Genomic DNA, 16,343 nt, shown 5'->3' with positions numbered 1-16,343 from the left:
ATGGAAAAACAAGTATTAATATACGATACAACGCTAAGAGACGGGACTCAAGCGGAAGGTGTAAGTGTTTCTGTAGAAGACAAACTTAGAATTGCAGAGAAATTAGCAGACTTTGGCGTTCATTACATAGAAGGTGGTTGGCCAGGCTCAAACCCAAAAGATATGACTTTTTTTAAAGAGGTAAAAAAGTTAAATTTAAAAAACACAAAAATAACAGCCTTTGGTTCTACAAGAAGATCTTCCTTAAAAGTTGAAGAAGACCCACAAATTCAAGACTTAATAAAAGCAGAAACACCAGTAATAACAATATTTGGTAAATCTTGGGATTTACACGTAACTGAAGCTTTAAAAACAACCTTAGAAAAAAATCTTGAGATGATATACGATTCTATCTCTTACTTGAAAAAGTACGTAGATGAAGTAATATTTGACGCAGAACACTTTTTTGACGGATTTAAAGAGAATCCTAACTACGCTTTAGAAGTTTTAAAAGTTGCTCAGCAGGCAGGAGCTGATTTTTTAATTCTGTGTGATACTAACGGAGGAAGTCTTCCTACAGATATTGAAAGAGCGTTTAAATCTGTAAAAGAAGCTGGTATTACTGCAAAACTTGGCATACACGCTCATAACGACTCAGATACAGCTGTATGGAACTCTATTGTAGCCGTTTTAAATGGAGCAGTCCAAGTACACGGAACTATAAACGGTATAGGAGAAAGATGTGGAAACGCTAACCTTTGTTCTATAATTCCTAATCTATCTTTAAAGCTTGGATACGAAACTGTCCCAAGAGAAAACATAAAAAGGTTAAAAGAAATATCTAACTTTGTTTCAGACATAATTAACATGCCTGTTCCTAAAAATATGCCTTACGTTGGAGATAGTGCATTTGCCCATAAAGGTGGAGTACACGCATCAGCAGTTTTAAGAAATCCAAGAAGTTATGAACACATCTTGCCAGAAGAAGTAGGCAACAGAAGAAAAGTATTAGTCTCTGATTTAGCAGGAAAAAGTAATATCATATACAAAGCAAAAGAGATAGGAATAGAAATAGATGAAAAAGACGAAAGACTCACAAAACTTGTCCAAGAAATAAAGGAGTTAGAAAACCAAGGTTATCACTTTGAAGCTGCAGAAGCGTCTTTAGAACTTCTTATAAGAAAACATCTCGGAACATTACCAAAATACTTTGATTTGGATGCCTACAGAGTTTTAATAGCAAGAAGATACACAGACAAAAGCCCTATATCAGAAGCAACCGTAAGAATAAAAATAGAAAACCACTATGAGCATACAGCATCTTTAGGTTATGGTCCTGTTAATGCATTAGACAAAGCATTAAAAAAGGCTTTGACAGCTGTCTATCCTTCATTGGCAGAAGTTGAGTTAATAGATTACAAAGTGAGAATAGTTAACGAAAGTGGCGGAACAGCTGCAAAAATAAGAGTACTTATAGAAAGTAGAGATAAAAGTAAAAAATGGGGAACTGTGGGAGTTTCTGATAACATTATAGAAGCGTCTTGGCAAGCAGTGGTTGACAGTATTGTGTATAAGCTTGTAAAAGATGGAATTAAACCAGCTGGAGAGAAAGATGATGCATAACGACCATGTTTACGTATCTGTAGTTCATTATCCTGCTTTAAATAAAGAAAAAAAATGGGTATGTACATCTTTTACAACTTTAGACTTTCATGATGTGGCAAGACCAGCAAGAACCTATGAACTTGCTGGTTATTATATAGTACAACCATTAGAAGCCCAGCAGTTTGTTATAAAAGAGCAAATAAAATATTGGACAGAAGGTTTTGGAGCCTCTTTTAACCCAAGAAGGTCTATGGCAGGTAGTTTGGTAAGAGTCGTTTCTTCTATTACAGAGATGTTAGAGAAAATAAAAAAAGAGAAAGGGAAGTATCCAAAATTGATAGCAACATCAGCAAAGAGGTATCCACAAACTGTAAGTTATTCACAAATGAGAGAAATTTTAAGCAAAAAAGATGATGTGTACCTTATTTTACTTGGAACAGGTTGGGGTATGCCTTCTGAATTAGTTGAAAGCTGTGATTATGTTTTAGAACCTATATTAGGTCCGGGAGATTACAATCATTTATCTGTAAGAAATGCAGCTGCTATTATTTTAGACAGGCTTTTTTCTATCAATAGATGTTAAAAAGGAGATTTAATGTTTTACCATTTATTTTATGAGTATTTAGACATTAATATATTTAAGTATATAACTTTTAGGGGTTTTTACGCTTTACTGACGGCATTTTTTATATCGTTAGTCTTAGGTCCTTATGTTATAGAAAGATTAAAAGTTTTCCAAAATAAACAAGGTGGATATGTAAGACAAGATACTCCTGATTGGCATCAGATAAAAAAACACACACCTACAATGGGAGGAGTTTTAATACTGTTATCTGTATTATTTACATCTGTTCTATGGTGTCGTCTTGACAACATTTATATCTGGCTTTTAATGTTTACATTTTTATCCTTTGGTTTTATTGGGTTTTTAGATGATTACAAAAAAGTCAAAGATAAAAAAGGTTTGTCTTCTAAAGCAAAATTTTTGATGCAACTTGTATCATCAACTTTAATATCTGTAGCTTTATACATATATCCGAAGTTTAATACTATTTTATATTTTCCGTTTTTTAAAAATTTAAGTATAGATTTAGGTATTTTTTACATACCTTTAATGATATTCATAATAGTAGGTGCGTCAAACGCTGTTAACTTAACAGATGGACTTGATGGATTGGCAATAGGACCTTCTTTAATATCAGTTTCTACTTTTGCTATATTTGCTTACATAAGTGGAAATATCGTCTTATCTAAATACCTTATAGTTCCTTATGTAGAAGGTAGTGGAGAGATAACAGTCTTTCTTATGGCTTTACTTGGTGCAGGACTTGGGTTTTTATGGTTTAACTCTTTTCCGGCTGAAATGTTTATGGGAGATGCAGGAGCTCTATCTATAGGAGCTGTTTTAGGTCTTACATCTATAATAACAAAACAAGAAATTGTTTTAGCAATAGTAGGTGGTATATTTGTATTAGAAACGTTATCTGTTATAGCTCAAGTAGGCTACTACAGGTTAACAGGTGGTAAAAGACTATTTAAAATGGCTCCTATACACCACCATTTTGAGCTTCACGGTATTCCTGAACCAAAAATAGTCGTAAGAGTATGGATAATATCTCTTCTTTTATCGATTATCGCTTTATCAACATTAAAGATTAGATAATTATTTACCTTTAAAAAATTTTGTAGAATTCTTATAAAATTCTTCTAAGCGTAATTTCACTTTTCTGTGGAAGTCTAATGGGTCAAGCTCTGATAGAATAAAAATAGCTTCATCTACATTTTCCACAAAGAATATGTTAAATTTATCATCTTTAACAGCTTGTATTACTTCTTCGTCTAATAACAGATTATCTTTGTTTTTTAAAGGTATAATAACTCCCTCTTTACCTGTCAATCCTTTTATTTTACATACTTTAAAGAATCCTTCTATCTTTTCTTTTATTCCACCAACAGGTTGAACGTTTCCATGTTGATCTACTGACCCTGTAACAGCAATATTTTGTCTAACAGGTACCTCACCAATCTCTGATAAAATAGCAATTAATTCTGCTAAAGATGCACTGTCTCCTTCTACTTCGCCATAGGACTGTTCAAAAGTGATACTACAGTTTAATGCTAAAGGAAAATCTGTACCATACTTTTTACCTAAATAACCAGATAGTATTAATACTCCTTTATCGTGTATAGGACCACTTAATTCAACTTCTCTTTCTATGTTTATTATTCCTTTTTCTCCTATATATGCTGATGCAGTAATTCTTGTAGGTTTTCCAAAGGATAAATTACCAACTTCATAAACAGAAAGACCATATACCTGACCAACTTTTTTATTATCTATATCTATTATTATCTTTCCTTCGTTTATAAGTTCAAAAATTTTCTCTTCTATCAAATTTTCTCTAAACAATTTGTCTTTTATTACAGACTTTATATCTTCTGGTTGTATTAATTGAGAATCTGAAATAGCACTTGCCTCTCTCAAAATGTCTGTTATTAAGCTAAAATTCAAGTTTACTTTTTCTCTACTACCTGATTTATAGATAGAGAATTTTAAAAGCTCTTGTAAACCTTCTTTTGAAACATCTTTTAAATCTTCAGAAGATACTATATTTTTAACTAAAGTTGGAAATTTATTTAGGATATCATCGTTAATTTTTACTATCGGATTGAATTCTGCTTTTATCTTAAAAATTTTTTTAAATTCTGGGTCATATTCAGATAAAAGGTCATAAGTAAAACTATCACCAATTAAAATTACTTTAATATCTAAAGGAATTGGCTCTGGATCCAATCCAACTTGTAAGGAGTACAATCCTAAGGTGTAATCTTGATTTATGTAAACTTCTTTATTTACTATAGCCTTTTTAAAAGCTTCCCATAAGAAGATATTTTTTAAAAGGTCTTTTATGTACAAAACAAGAAAACCACCGTTTGCTTTATGAAAACTGCCTGCAAATATATTTTTATGATTTGCATAAAGAACTCCCAATTCTGCTTGGTATGTTATACCTCCAAAGAGATTTTTAAAACTTGGATTTGTCTCTATTATTATAGGAGCTCCTTTTGTATTAGAGTTATCTACTATAAGATTAAGTTGAAAACTTTCTAATTCTTTTTCTAAACTCTTTAATACAAATGGATTTTTTTCTGCATATCTTAGTTCTATAAATACATCTATATTTTCAATAACATTCTTTTTATGATATTCAATAAAATTGAGAATTTGTGGGTTATTTTCAAAAGTTTTCTCTAATTTATAGTATATACTGTCTATTTTAAATTTTGAGACTTTAACTTTTAAACTTTTTAAAAGATCCTCAACTTGATGATCTAATTCTCTAAGTTGCCTTATATAATCCCTGAATTTAGAATCAAATTTATCAAGATTCTCTTGATACTCTTCAAACTGTTTTTCTGATAGGTTTTTTAAGTTTGTTATAACTCTACCATTAATTATCGGAAAAAGTTCTATTCCTCTTGGAGTTATGATCACTCCAAGGTTATATTTTTGTGCTTCATCTCTTAAGCTTTCAAATAGTTCTTCTCTTTTTTCCTCTACAGACCTTAATATATTAGCTTCTTCATCTTCGTATTCTTTACTCTCAAATATTTTGTAAACTTCTCTTTTCAAAATATTCAAAACTTCATCTACAAGAGATACAAGTATTTTTCCTAATCCAGCTTTTACCTTTAAAAATTTTGGACGAAAAGGATTTTCAAAATCATAATAGTAAATAATATCCTCAGGTGTTGGATACTTTAATGCCTCTTCTTCAAGTCTATTTTTAGTGTAAATAGTTCTTCCTATTCCATCGGGACCTGCTACATATAAGTTATAGCCTTCCTTTTTTACACTTAATCCAATTCTAAAAGCATTTTCAACACGTTCTTGGCCGAAAAATACTGGTTTAGGTTCTACATCTTTTGTAGATTTATCAAGTTTTATGTCTAATAATAAATCTTCGTAAAAAACTTTTTTAATATTCATATTATTCCTCTTTGAGTATTATTAAAATCTTTGCACCTTTATTGCTTTCTAAAGCTTGTATTTTACCACCGTGATTTTCTATTATCTCTTTTGTAATAGCCATTCCAAGCCCACTACCTTTAGGTTTTTTAGAGTAATATGGTATAAATATTTTATCTAAATCTTCTTTTGGTATTCCTTTTCCATTGTCTTCAAATAAAATTAATACACTGTTTTCTTCAGATTTGACAGTTATTTTTAAGTAATCAGCTTCTTCGTAGGAGTTTTGAATTATGTTTGAAAATGCTTGTTTTAAAAGTTTTTTATTTCCTTTAATTACAGGTTTATACAAACACTCTATCTCAACCTTAAAACGTTCATCTATGTAGCTTTCAGCTGTTTCATTCAGAAGCTGACATAAGTCTAAACTTTCTTTTTCAAAATCTGAGAAGGAAAGACCAAACTGGTTAAACTCCCTAACAAGCTGAGATAGATGTTCTGTTTCAGAGATTATAATTGAAGTTGATTTTTCTATAATTTGGTCTATATTTGGATTTTTCTTTTTCCACTGGTTTATTATCCTCTCTGCAGAGAGTTTTATTGGTGTGAGTGGGTTTTTGATTTCATGGGCTATTCTCTGGGCTACTTCTTTCCACATTTTCAGTTTTTGCGCTGATATTATATCTGTAATGTCATCAAAAACTATAACATATCCATCTTTTGATATATGTGTTATTTTAATTATTAAAGTTTTGCCGTTTATATCTAATATCTGTTCTTTTTCGTTAGATAAATCCAGTTTGTACTCATTAGCAAAGTCTTTTATGTGCTTTCTTTTGAACTTTTCAATGCTTTCTCCTAAGATAGATTTAGCAGAAAGATTTATGTTTTCTATTTTACTGTCTTCAGAAGAGTAAACTACACCTGCTCTTATGTTGTTTAAAATTGCCTCTAAATACTCTTTATTTTTTCTAAGTATGTTGTTTCTTTCCTCTAACTTTTTATAAAGAATGTTTAATCTATCTACCATTTTATTAAACTCTTCTATTAAGATTCCAAACTCATCTTGAGCTTTCAAGTTTATCTTTATAGACAAGTCCCCTTCAGAAAGTCTTTTAGAAGCATCTACAAGAGCTTCTACTGGTTTTGTTATATTTGTTATTATAAATCTACTGAGCCAAAAGGCAGCAAATATAACAGATATGGTAATTGTAAGTAATATAAGAATGTAGCCTATACGGATAGGTGTTTTGTAAAATCTCAGTTGGTTGTAAATTTCAAGGATTAAAGCCGTATCTTCTTTTGAAAGGATTATATCTTTTGGAAGCTCGTAAACTAAAAGTATTTTTCTATCATTATCTAATTTGTCTTGATAAACAACCTTATTTTGATATATTGTAAAACCTTCTTTTCCAAGAGCATTTAGTATCTCTCTATCGTAAGGTTTTCCGTAAAATTCTAAGAGTCTTCCTTCGTTATCGTTTATAGCAACTGTTCTAAGTCCTAAAAAATCTACTGTGTCTTTTGGGTGTATCACACCTTCTTTAATAGATTTATATACTTTAAGAACCCATTCTTGATTAGATGTAATATTTTGAGTTATTATCGTGTCTAATTTACCAAGTGCATTTCCTACTTTTCCAGAAAACCAGAGGTTTGTAGCGCTGGATATTATAGATACAGACACTGTAAAAAGTATCATTGAAGGGATAATAATCATTAATACCAGTATTACTGTAAGTTTAAGCCGTAGTTTTCCTTTGATACCTTCTTGGAAAAATATTTTTATAATGTATCTAAGTAAAGATGCAAAGATGATTATGAAAAAAATTACGTCAATGTTTAAAATAAACAAAAACAGATAAGGATTAAGTACATCTTTAACTTTTTCAAGTTTGCTAAAAATGTAGTAGTTTCCACCTAAAAACAGTATAAACGAAATGAAGAATATAAGAAGGTTTCTCTTTGTTTTATCCTTTTCTAAGTTCATTACTATTCAAGGTTTCTCGGTGGATGCCCTTGGTATTCAATCTCTTCTTCATCTAACCTTCTGAAAGGTGGCTCTTGGGTTAGTTCTTCAAAGGCGTGGGCAACAAGTCCTGGAATTCTTCCTATTATAAAAAATCCTTTTCCAAGTCTGTAATCAAACCCCATATCAGAAGTGATAGCAGCAATTGCACCGTCTACATTTAACACAAGTTTTTTACCTTTTAGCTTGTATATTTCTTCTTCTAAAGATAGAGCAAGTCTGCAATGTATTCCAAAAAGTCCAAGCTCCTTTGCTAAATCCATAAGTTTTTTTGTCCTTGGGTCAAAGTCTTTGTAATATTTATGTCCAAATCCTGATATTTTCCACTTTTCTTTTACTACTTTCTCTGCAAGTCTTGTAGCGACAGCTTCTACATCTTCCTCATCTTTTGCATACTCTTGCAAAAATCTCATAGCATCTTCTAAAGCTCCACCGTGGTAATCTCCAAATGTAAGGACTCCAGTTGCCACTCCTACATGAAGACTATTTCCTCCTGATATAACGTTTCTAAGTGCAACTACTGAAGGTGGAGCTACTCCGTGGTCTATAACAGATACGAATATTGCATCAAACATCTTTTTTTCTTTTTCTGTTGGGAGCTCTCCTTTTAAAAGTAGATAGATGCCTTCAGAAAATGAAAGTTTTCCTATCATCTGGGTTAAAGGATATCCTCTTATGTAAGTCTCTTCTTTGGTGTTAAAAGATATTTTTGTTCTCCAATTTTGAGCCATAATCACACCTCTATTTCTTTTAGGCTATTTATTACGTAATCTGGATTTAAAGATAAAGCAAGCTGTTTATTTCCATAACCGTGTAAAACAAGACAGCTTTTTATCTGTGAATTTTTTGCTGTTAAGATATCTGTTTCACTATCTCCAATAAGAATTGAGTTTTGTTTTTCAGGTTTTAGCTTTTCTAAAGCGTAAAAAACTGGTAAAGGACTTGGTTTTTTTTCAGGTGTTGTATCAGCTCCAACAACTAAATCTATGTAGTTTAAAATTTCCAGTTTATCTAATATTTTTTTTGATAATTCTTCGTACTTGTTTGTAATTACCGCTACTGATTTTCCACTCTCTTTTAATTTTATAACCGTTTCTTGAGCACCTTCGTAAAGTTTTGAGTAAATAACGGGGTTTTTGTAGTAAAATTCTCTAAAAAGTTCTAAAGCTTTCTCTTTAATGTCCTGTGGGTAATCTGGTATTAAGTCTTCTATAAGTTTTTTAGCCCCGTATCCTACTTTTGACACTATCTCTTGAGTGGTTTTTTGTGGAATACTTAACTTTTCAAATGCGTAATTTACCGCAATGGCTATATCTTCTGATGAGTCAAGTAAAGTCCCGTCTAAATCAAACATAAATAGCTGAATCTGCTTCATTGTAGTTTAAATTGCTGGTATTTTGCTTTTATTTTATCTATCCATCTTTCTTGATTTTTATTCTCTTGGCTTTCTTCTTTCGGCTCTTTTTTCATACCTACAACTACGTAAACTTCTTCATTATCTTTCATAAGTCCAAGGTTTTCCCTTGCTATTTTTTCTACATAAAATGGGTCGTTTTGTAAATAGTATATTTTTTTGTTTAAGTCTTCATTTTCTTTCTTTATAGAATCTATTTGAGCCTGTAGGTTGTTTCTGATTTCTACTTTTTTAAAGTACTCAAAAATGTTATTGTCTCCAAAGCCAATAGTGTAAATGGCTGTTATGAGCAAAATAACAGCCGCAGCCTTTAAGCTGCGGTCTATAAGTTTTTGATTAAAATCTAAACTTCTTGAAAGCTTCTTTTCCTTTAAATATTGCATCTTTACCAAGTTCTTCCTCTATTCTTAGTAGTTGGTTGTACTTTGCTATCCTATCGGTTCTTGAAGCTGAACCTGTTTTTATCTGTCCTGCGTTTGTTGCAACTGATAAATCAGCTATAAATGTATCTTCACTTTCTCCAGACCTGTGGGATATTACAGCAGTATAGTTATTACTTTTTGCAAGTTCTATAGCATCTAACGTTTCGGTTAAAGTACCTATTTGGTTTAATTTAATTAAAACAGAGTTTGCAACGTTATTTTTTATACCTTCTAATATTATCTTTGGATTTGTTGTGAAAAGATCATCTCCAACAAGTTGTACTTTGTTTCCTAATGTTGCAGTTAGGTTTTTCCATCCTTCCCAGTCATTTTCTGCAAGACCATCTTCAATAGATGCAATTGGATATATTCCTACTATCTCTTCATAAAGGACAATCATATCTTCACTGGTTAATTCTCTACCTTCAAATCTGTACTTTCCGTTTTCGTAAAACTCTGATGAAGCAGCGTCTAAAGCTAAAAATATATCTTCCCCTGGAGTATATCCAGCTTTCTCAATTGCCAGCAGAAGTAAATCAAGAGCTTCTTTTGTTGACTTTAACGCAGGTGCAAAACCTCCTTCATCTCCCACGTTAGTTGAGTAGCCTTTTTCTTTTAAAACTGATTTTAACACGTGGAACGTTTCTACTCCTGCTCTTAAAGCTTCTTTAAAAGAACCACCACATACAGGTACTATCATAAATTCTTGAAAGTCAAGGTCGTTATCTGCATGGGCTCCACCGTTGATTACGTTCATAAGAGGTACAGGTAAAACCTTTGCATTACATCCACCTAAGTATCTGAATAATGAGATTTCTTTTTCTGCTGCAGTTGCCCTTGCTACTGCTAAAGAGACAGCAAGTATAGCATTTGCGCCAAATTTTGATTTATTTTCTGTTCCGTCAGCTTCTATCATTATTCTGTCTATTCTAACTTGGTCTTCAGACTCTTCTCCGATTAAAAGGTCAGCTATTTTTGTATTTATGTTTTCTACAGCTTTTAAAACACCTTTTCCTAAGAATCTTTTTTTATCTCCATCTCTTAGTTCTAAAGCCTCGTTTACTCCAGTTGATGCTCCGCTTGGCACTATTGCAGACCCAGTAGCTCCACTTTCTAAAACAACTGTAGCTTCAACTGTTGGATTTCCTCTAGAATCTAAAACTTCTCTTCCAAAAACGTCAACAATTATAGACATCTTAAAACCTCCTTAAATTTTATGGTATGCAGCGATTGCTCCTGCTATTGCAGCTACTAAATCTTCTAAATTAGCTGTTTTATCCTCTAAGTTAAAGGTTGGGAGTTTTTCTTCAATGTATCTTGTAGTAAACTTACCTTTTATAAAATCTTCATCTCTAACTATGGCTCTAAGTAATGGTAGGTTTGTAGGGACTCCTCTAACTATAAACTCATCTAAAGCTCTTCTTGCCCTGTTTACAACTTGATCCCATGTTAAAGCCCAAACTGATAGTTTTGCTATCATAGAATCATAGTAAGGGGGTATTACGTAATCTTTATAAACAGCCGCGTCTACTCTAACACCAGGTCCTCCTGGAGAGTGGTAAGAAGTTATTGCACCTACCGATGGAGCAAAGTTTCTTTTAGGGTCTTCTGCATTAACTCTAAACTCTATTGCGTATCCACGCATTGATATGTCTTCTTGTAGAAAACCTAACTTTTCTCCTTGAGCTATTTTTATCATCTGCTGGACTATATCTACACCTGTAACCATTTCTGTAACAGTGTGTTCAACTTGAAGTCTTGTATTCATCTCAATAAAGTAAAAATTATCTTTTTCATCAACAAGGTACTCTATTGTTCCAACATTTTCATATCCAACTTTAAACATTGCTTTCACAGAAGTTCTGTATAACTCTTTTTTTACATCTTCGTTTAAAGTTGGAGACCTTGCTATCTCAACTACTTTTTGGTGTCTTCTTTGGATTGAACAGTCTCTTTCTCCTAAATGGACTACGTTTCCGTACTTATCTGCCATTATTTGTATTTCTATATGTCTTGGATTTTCAACATACTTCTCTATAAATACATCGCCTCTTCCAAAGAACTTTTTAGCTTCGTTGAAAGCAGATTTAAATAAATCTTCAAATTCTGACTCTTCTCTTACTATTCTCATTCCTCTTCCGCCACCACCAAAGGCAGCTTTTAATATCACTGGATAACCTATTTCATCTGCTATCTTTTTTGCCTTTTTAATATCCGAAATAGGCTCATCACTTCCTGGTAAAACAGGTACTCCAAGCTCTCTCATCTTTTTCTTAGCAGCCATTTTATCGCCAAAAAGAGCTATATGATCTGGATGAGGTCCAATAGATATAATTCCTTGTTTCCAGCAGTACTCTGCAAACTCTGGGTTCTCTGATAAAAATCCGTATCCCGGATGTATAGCATCACACTTTGTTTGTTTTGCAAGGTCAACTATTCTAAAATAGTTTAAATAAGCTTGGATAGGGTCTCCTGGAATTAGGTAAGCTTCATCAGCTTTTTTAACGTATATACTTTTTGCATCTGCTTCAGAGTAAATAGCTACAGTTTTAATTCCAAGCTCTTTACAGGCTCTAATTATCCTGGTAGCTATCTCCCCTCTATTTGCAACTAAAACTTTTTTAATATCCTTTGTAAAGGTAAAGGTTTTTACTTTACTCATACTGAATATCACCTTCCATATTTTCTATAAATGCTTCGTGAAGAGCTCTTACTGCAAGCTCTGCATACTTTTCATCTATAAGGCAAGATATCTTTATCTCAGAAGTAGAAATTGCGTATATGTTAATTCCTTCTTTGTAAAGGACTTCAAACATTTTTCCTGCAACACCTGAGTGGGTTTTCATACCAAGACCTACAACAGAGATTTTTGCAATTTTATCGTTTCTTTCAACATCTTCAGCTCCAACTTCTTTTGCCACTTCCCTTGCTATCTCTTCAGCATAATCTGCATCTGTTTTGTTAACTGTAAATGATATGTCAGTAAACCCTTTGTGGGAAACGTTTTGAACTATCATGTCAACAACTATATTTTTTTCTCCTAATGCTTTAAAAAGTTTTGCAGCAACACCTGGTTTGTCAGGCACTCTAACAACTGTTATTCTTGATTCTTTTAATTCGTGAGAAATTCCTCTTACTACTACTTTTTCCATCTCTTCATTCTCCTCCATTATCCAAGTTCCTTCTTCATCATTAAAAGATGACCTTACATGTATTTTAACGCCATACTTGGCTCCAAACTCTACAGACCTTATCTGCATTACTTTTGAGCCTAAAGATGCCATTTCCATCATTTCTTCGTAAGATATTACAGGTATTTTCCTTGCATTTTCCACTATTCTTGGGTCTGCTGTAAAAACTCCAGTAACATCTGTGTAAATCTCACATACGTCAGCCTTTAACGCTGCAGCCAAAGCTACCGCTGAAGTATCAGACCCTCCTCTACCTAAGGTTGTAATATCTCCATCTTCACTTACACCTTGAAATCCAGCTACTATAACAACTTTTCCTTCATCGAGATGTTTTCTTATTCTATGGGTATCTATCTTTTTTATCCTTGCTTTTGTATGGACGTTGTCTGTTATGATAGGTACTTGCCAACCTGTTAAACTAATAGCAGGTACACCTAACTCTTGAAGTGCTATTGCAACTAAACCTATAGCAACTTGCTCTCCAGTTGCTACAACCATATCCTGTTCTCTTGGGTTTGGTCTGCTTGACAGCTCTCTTGTAAGACCTATTAATCTATCAGTCTCTCCCGTCATTGCAGAGGAAACAACCACTACTTGATTTCCTTCATCTACAGCTTTTTTTATTTTTTTTGCTACATTTTTTATTCTTTCTATATTACCTACAGAAGTTCCGCCGTACTTTTGAACGATTAAAGGCAACCGTAGTCCTCCTAATTAGTTGTAAATATGGTATTATAATTCTAACACAATTTAAAGGTGTGAGATGTTTTTCTTAAAAAAATTAATAACTTTCTTTATATTACCTCCAGGGCTTTTTGTTGTTATTTTTGGTGTTATAGCTTATCTTGGAAGGAAAGATAGAAAAATTTTTACTATTTCATTTTTATCTGGATTTTTTATCTATCTACTTTCAATAGAGCCTGTAAAAGATACTTTACTTAAACCTTTAGAAAGTAAGTATCCTGTAGTCAAAGAGTTAAATGGAGATGTTATAGTTGTTTTAGGGGGAGGAAGTTATAACACAGGCATTTTAACAGAAGACTCCTTAAAAAGAGTTTTAACAGGTTTTGTTTTACATAAAAAGTTAAATCTTCCTATAATCTTATCGGGAGGATCCGCTATAACTAACCTTCCTGAAGCTGAGGTTATGAAAAACGTTTTAAATGAGCTTGGAGTAGAAAAATCTATGATTTACACAGACGTAAACAGCAGAGATACGCTGGGAAACGCTTTTTTTGTTAAAAAGATATGTGAAAAAAATGGGTTTAAAAAAATTATTTTAGTCACTTCTGCATACCACATGCCAAGGTCTGTAATGGTTTTTCAAAGGGTAGGACTTGATGTTATTCCTTATCCAACAGATTTTAAAATGGATAAAAAATACACAATTTACAGCTACTTTCCTAAGATGAACGTTTTACAGGACTCTACTAAAGCAATAAGAGAATATGTAGGACTACTGGCTTATCAGTTAAGCTGGCTCTTGAGATGATTCTTGTTCTCTTTCTTTTTTAGGAACATATGTATAGCGGGGTATAATCCATATTCCTCCTTCGTGGTCTATCGTTTCAAATCTGTTGTTATAGAAGCTGTAAGCTGCAAAGGATAAAACTACAGCATCTAACTCTTTACCGATAAATTTTTTATCTTGAGATAAAAGCTTTCTATTTAATCTTATTCCACTTTTTGGTAGATTGTAAAGTCTTTGCTCTAAACCTTCAGGTGTATCTGCTGGCAAAATATCTTTATGTATTATCTTTTTCCAAAACTCCTCTACGTTAGATTTAAAAATTCTCTTTTCTTTCTCTCTAAAACTTTTTTTATCTACTTGTCTATATTCAAAAGTTTCAATTATATCTCTGTAAAGATTTGAGTAAGCTTTGTTTGTAAGGGATAGTTTTGAACTAACTCCAAAATCGTAGTTTACAGCAATAACCTCTGGAGTATAATGGTCTAAAAACCACAAAAGCCCTTCTTTATAAAATTTAAATATACCTTTCACATTTCTGTTGTTATCCATAAAGGAAACAATAAATATTTTATCTTTAACCTCTATTCCTGCAAACAAACTATTCTCCTTCAGCAGTATATTTAATTACCTTTACTTTTTCCATTGTAATTAAACCATTTTTAACATACTTTTCTATGATTGGAATTATATTTTCAATTTTCTCTTGACTGTCTATAACTTCAACTATTATTGGCAAATCCTCAGATAAATCTAAAATAGATGCAGAGTGTACAACGGTAGATTTTCCATACCCTAATATACCCCTAAGAACAGTTGCACCTGCAATGTGATTTTCTCTTAAAATTTGTACAATCTTTTTATAAAGTGGTTTTCCTTCGTACCTATCAGCTTCTCCTATATGTATTCTTAAAAGTAAAGCTTCACCTTCTATTTTCATAACAGCATCCTCGCAAAAACTATTCCTAAAAATGCTGATGCAAAAGATAGAAACACGTTTAAAAATATATTTAATCCAGCTTTTATATAATCTCCATCCATTAAAAGTCCAAATGTTTCATAAGTAAAAGAAGACATGGTAGTATAACTACCACAAAATCCAACTGCTATAAAAAGTCTCCACAAAGGGTCTAAAGATAATTTTTCCAAAAATAAAATCATGAAAAAACTCAGTATAAAAGACCCAACTGTGTTTACTATTAACGTTCCATAGGGAAAGTCAGCTCCTAATATCTTTGCAGAATATACACCTGTAAGATATCTCAAAATAGTTCCAATAGACCCGCCAATAGCTAAAACTATGTACTTATCCATCTTTTAGATATTCTTTTAATTTTTCTATTTCGTACTTTCCACCTAAGAAGACAGGCACTCTTTGATGGATATCAGTTGGTTTTATGTTTAAAATATCTTCTTTTCCTGTTGTGGCATATCCCCCTGCTTGAGTAATTAAAAACGCCATTGGAGAAGCTTCATAAAGGAGTCTTAGTTTTCCGTTTTTACTTTTTACGTCTGCAGGGTAAGCAAAGATACCACCTTTTATTAATGTCCTGTGAACGTCTGCAACCATAGAGCCTATATATCTTGAAGTGTAGCCTTCGTCTTTTAAAGATTCGATGTATTCTTTTAATCCTTTGTCTATCCATTTTTTATCGTTAGATTCATTAATTGAGTATATCTTACCTTTTTCTGGTATTTTCATATTAGGATGGGAAAGTAGGTACATTCCTACAGAAGGGTCTAACGTAAATCCATTTACACCGTTGCCTGTTGATAAAACAAACATAGTAGAAGACCCGTATATAACATACCCTGCAGCTACCTGTTTATATCCTTCCTGTAAAAAGTCAGACACGTCAGAGTTAACTCTTTTGTGAATAGAGAATATAGTTCCTATACTTATGTTTACATCTATGTTGGAAGAACCATCTAAAGGGTCAAAAGCTATGATATACTTAGCATCTTTTCCTTCTTCTGGGAAGATAGGCTTGTCTAACTCTTCTGACGCAAGAGCAAAAAACTCTCCTGATTTCGATAGATACTCAATAAGTATGTTATTTGCAAGTTCGTCTAATTTTTGTACTTCTTCACCTTGTACGTTTGTTTTACCTGCTTTACCTAAAATATCTACAAGTCCTGCCATTCTGACGTGAGATGCTATAACTTTTGTGGCAGATTCCAACGCTACTAAAGCCCTTGATAAAGACCCTGTTGCATTTGGATACTTTCTTTCTTCTTCTAATATAAAGTTATTTAAATCCATAT

At 32.4% G+C, this 16,343-nt stretch carries 16 protein-coding genes; 4 read left to right on the top strand and 12 right to left on the bottom strand.

Features of this window, described 5'->3' with window-relative positions; genetic code table 11:
- Genes cimA through mraY form a run of 3 tightly spaced genes read left to right on the top strand, consistent with a single transcriptional unit; the run spans nt 1 to nt 3,247 of the window.
- Nucleotides 1-1,602: a citramalate synthase gene (gene cimA, locus Q385_RS0104225; RefSeq protein ID WP_028950471.1), complete on the top strand. Its 1,602-nt coding sequence runs from the start codon at nt 1-3 to the stop codon at nt 1,600-1,602.
- Nucleotides 1,595-2,167, top strand: coding sequence for an RNA methyltransferase (locus tag Q385_RS0104220; protein WP_028950470.1), 573 nt, complete (start codon nt 1,595-1,597; stop codon nt 2,165-2,167). Before cimA ends, Q385_RS0104220 begins: the two co-directional genes overlap by 8 nt.
- Nucleotides 2,168-2,179: 12 nt before the next feature.
- Complete coding sequence (mraY, locus tag Q385_RS0104215) at nt 2,180-3,247, top strand: phospho-N-acetylmuramoyl-pentapeptide-transferase (RefSeq protein WP_028950469.1); 1,068 nt, start codon at nt 2,180-2,182, stop codon at nt 3,245-3,247.
- Here mraY and Q385_RS0104210 read toward each other — a convergent pair whose 3' ends face one another.
- The 8 genes from Q385_RS0104210 to Q385_RS0104175 are packed head-to-tail and all read right to left on the bottom strand — an operon-like array spanning nt 3,248 to nt 13,309.
- Nucleotides 3,248-5,575 carry an ATP-binding protein gene (locus Q385_RS0104210; RefSeq protein ID WP_028950468.1) on the bottom strand — a complete coding sequence of 776 codons (2,328 nt, stop codon included), beginning with the start codon at nt 5,573-5,575 and terminating at the stop codon, nt 3,248-3,250.
- Between the two features lies 1 nt (nt 5,576).
- Nucleotides 5,577-7,544, bottom strand: coding sequence for a sensor histidine kinase (locus Q385_RS0104205; RefSeq protein WP_028950467.1), 1,968 nt, complete (start codon nt 7,542-7,544; stop codon nt 5,577-5,579).
- A gap of 2 nt (nt 7,545-7,546) precedes the next feature.
- A complete protein-coding gene (locus Q385_RS0104200; protein ID WP_028950466.1) occupies nt 7,547-8,314 on the bottom strand; it encodes a citryl-CoA lyase in 768 nt (255 codons plus the stop codon).
- Nucleotides 8,315-8,316: 2 nt separating this feature from the next.
- Nucleotides 8,317-8,937, bottom strand: coding sequence for an HAD family hydrolase (locus tag Q385_RS0104195; RefSeq protein WP_245596361.1), 621 nt, complete (start codon nt 8,935-8,937; stop codon nt 8,317-8,319).
- Between the two features lie 17 nt (nt 8,938-8,954).
- Nucleotides 8,955-9,380 (bottom strand): FtsB family cell division protein, encoded by a 426-nt coding sequence (locus Q385_RS0104190; protein WP_028950464.1) that lies wholly within the window; start codon nt 9,378-9,380, stop codon nt 8,955-8,957.
- The gene (gene eno, locus Q385_RS0104185) at nt 9,334-10,614 is read right to left on the bottom strand and encodes a phosphopyruvate hydratase (protein WP_028950463.1); all 1,281 of its coding nucleotides are present in this window, start codon (nt 10,612-10,614) and stop codon (nt 9,334-9,336) included. Before eno ends, Q385_RS0104190 begins: the two co-directional genes overlap by 47 nt.
- A 12-nt stretch (nt 10,615-10,626) precedes the next feature.
- Nucleotides 10,627-12,081, bottom strand: a complete 1,455-nt coding sequence (gene accC / locus Q385_RS0104180; RefSeq protein WP_037919564.1) for an acetyl-CoA carboxylase biotin carboxylase subunit — start codon at nt 12,079-12,081, stop codon at nt 10,627-10,629.
- A complete protein-coding gene (locus tag Q385_RS0104175) occupies nt 12,074-13,309 on the bottom strand; it encodes an aspartate kinase (protein WP_028950461.1) in 1,236 nt (411 codons plus the stop codon). Before Q385_RS0104175 ends, accC begins: the two co-directional genes overlap by 8 nt.
- Before the next feature lie 64 nt (nt 13,310-13,373).
- Here Q385_RS0104175 and Q385_RS0104170 point away from each other — a divergent pair, with 64 nt between their 5' ends.
- The gene (locus Q385_RS0104170; RefSeq protein ID WP_028950460.1) at nt 13,374-14,102 is read left to right on the top strand and encodes a YdcF family protein; all 729 of its coding nucleotides are present in this window, start codon (nt 13,374-13,376) and stop codon (nt 14,100-14,102) included.
- Here the strand turns inward: Q385_RS0104170 and Q385_RS0104165 are convergent.
- From Q385_RS0104165 to fbp, 4 genes are read right to left on the bottom strand one after another with little or no spacing between them, the layout of a single operon-like run.
- Complete coding sequence (locus Q385_RS0104165) at nt 14,082-14,678, bottom strand: hypothetical protein (protein ID WP_028950459.1); 597 nt, start codon at nt 14,676-14,678, stop codon at nt 14,082-14,084. The genes Q385_RS0104170 and Q385_RS0104165 overlap by 21 nt on opposite strands.
- Nucleotide 14,679: 1 nt before the next feature.
- Entirely contained in the window at nt 14,680-15,018 is a 339-nt protein-coding gene (locus Q385_RS0104160) for a DUF190 domain-containing protein (RefSeq protein ID WP_028950458.1), read from the bottom strand.
- Nucleotides 15,015-15,392 (bottom strand): fluoride efflux transporter CrcB, encoded by a 378-nt coding sequence (gene crcB / locus Q385_RS0104155; protein ID WP_028950457.1) that lies wholly within the window; start codon nt 15,390-15,392, stop codon nt 15,015-15,017. Before crcB ends, Q385_RS0104160 begins: the two co-directional genes overlap by 4 nt.
- Nucleotides 15,385-16,341: a class 1 fructose-bisphosphatase gene (gene fbp / locus Q385_RS0104150; RefSeq protein WP_028950456.1), complete on the bottom strand. Its 957-nt coding sequence runs from the start codon at nt 16,339-16,341 to the stop codon at nt 15,385-15,387. Before fbp ends, crcB begins: the two co-directional genes overlap by 8 nt.
- Nucleotides 16,342-16,343: the final 2 nt, after the last annotated feature.

This window comes from Sulfurihydrogenibium subterraneum DSM 15120 (assembly GCF_000619805.1).
Classification (GTDB): Bacteria; Aquificota; Aquificia; order Aquificales; family Hydrogenothermaceae; genus Sulfurihydrogenibium; species Sulfurihydrogenibium subterraneum.
The sequence above is the reverse complement of the archived record's forward strand: the minus strand, read 5'-3'. Positions and strand labels throughout refer to the sequence as shown.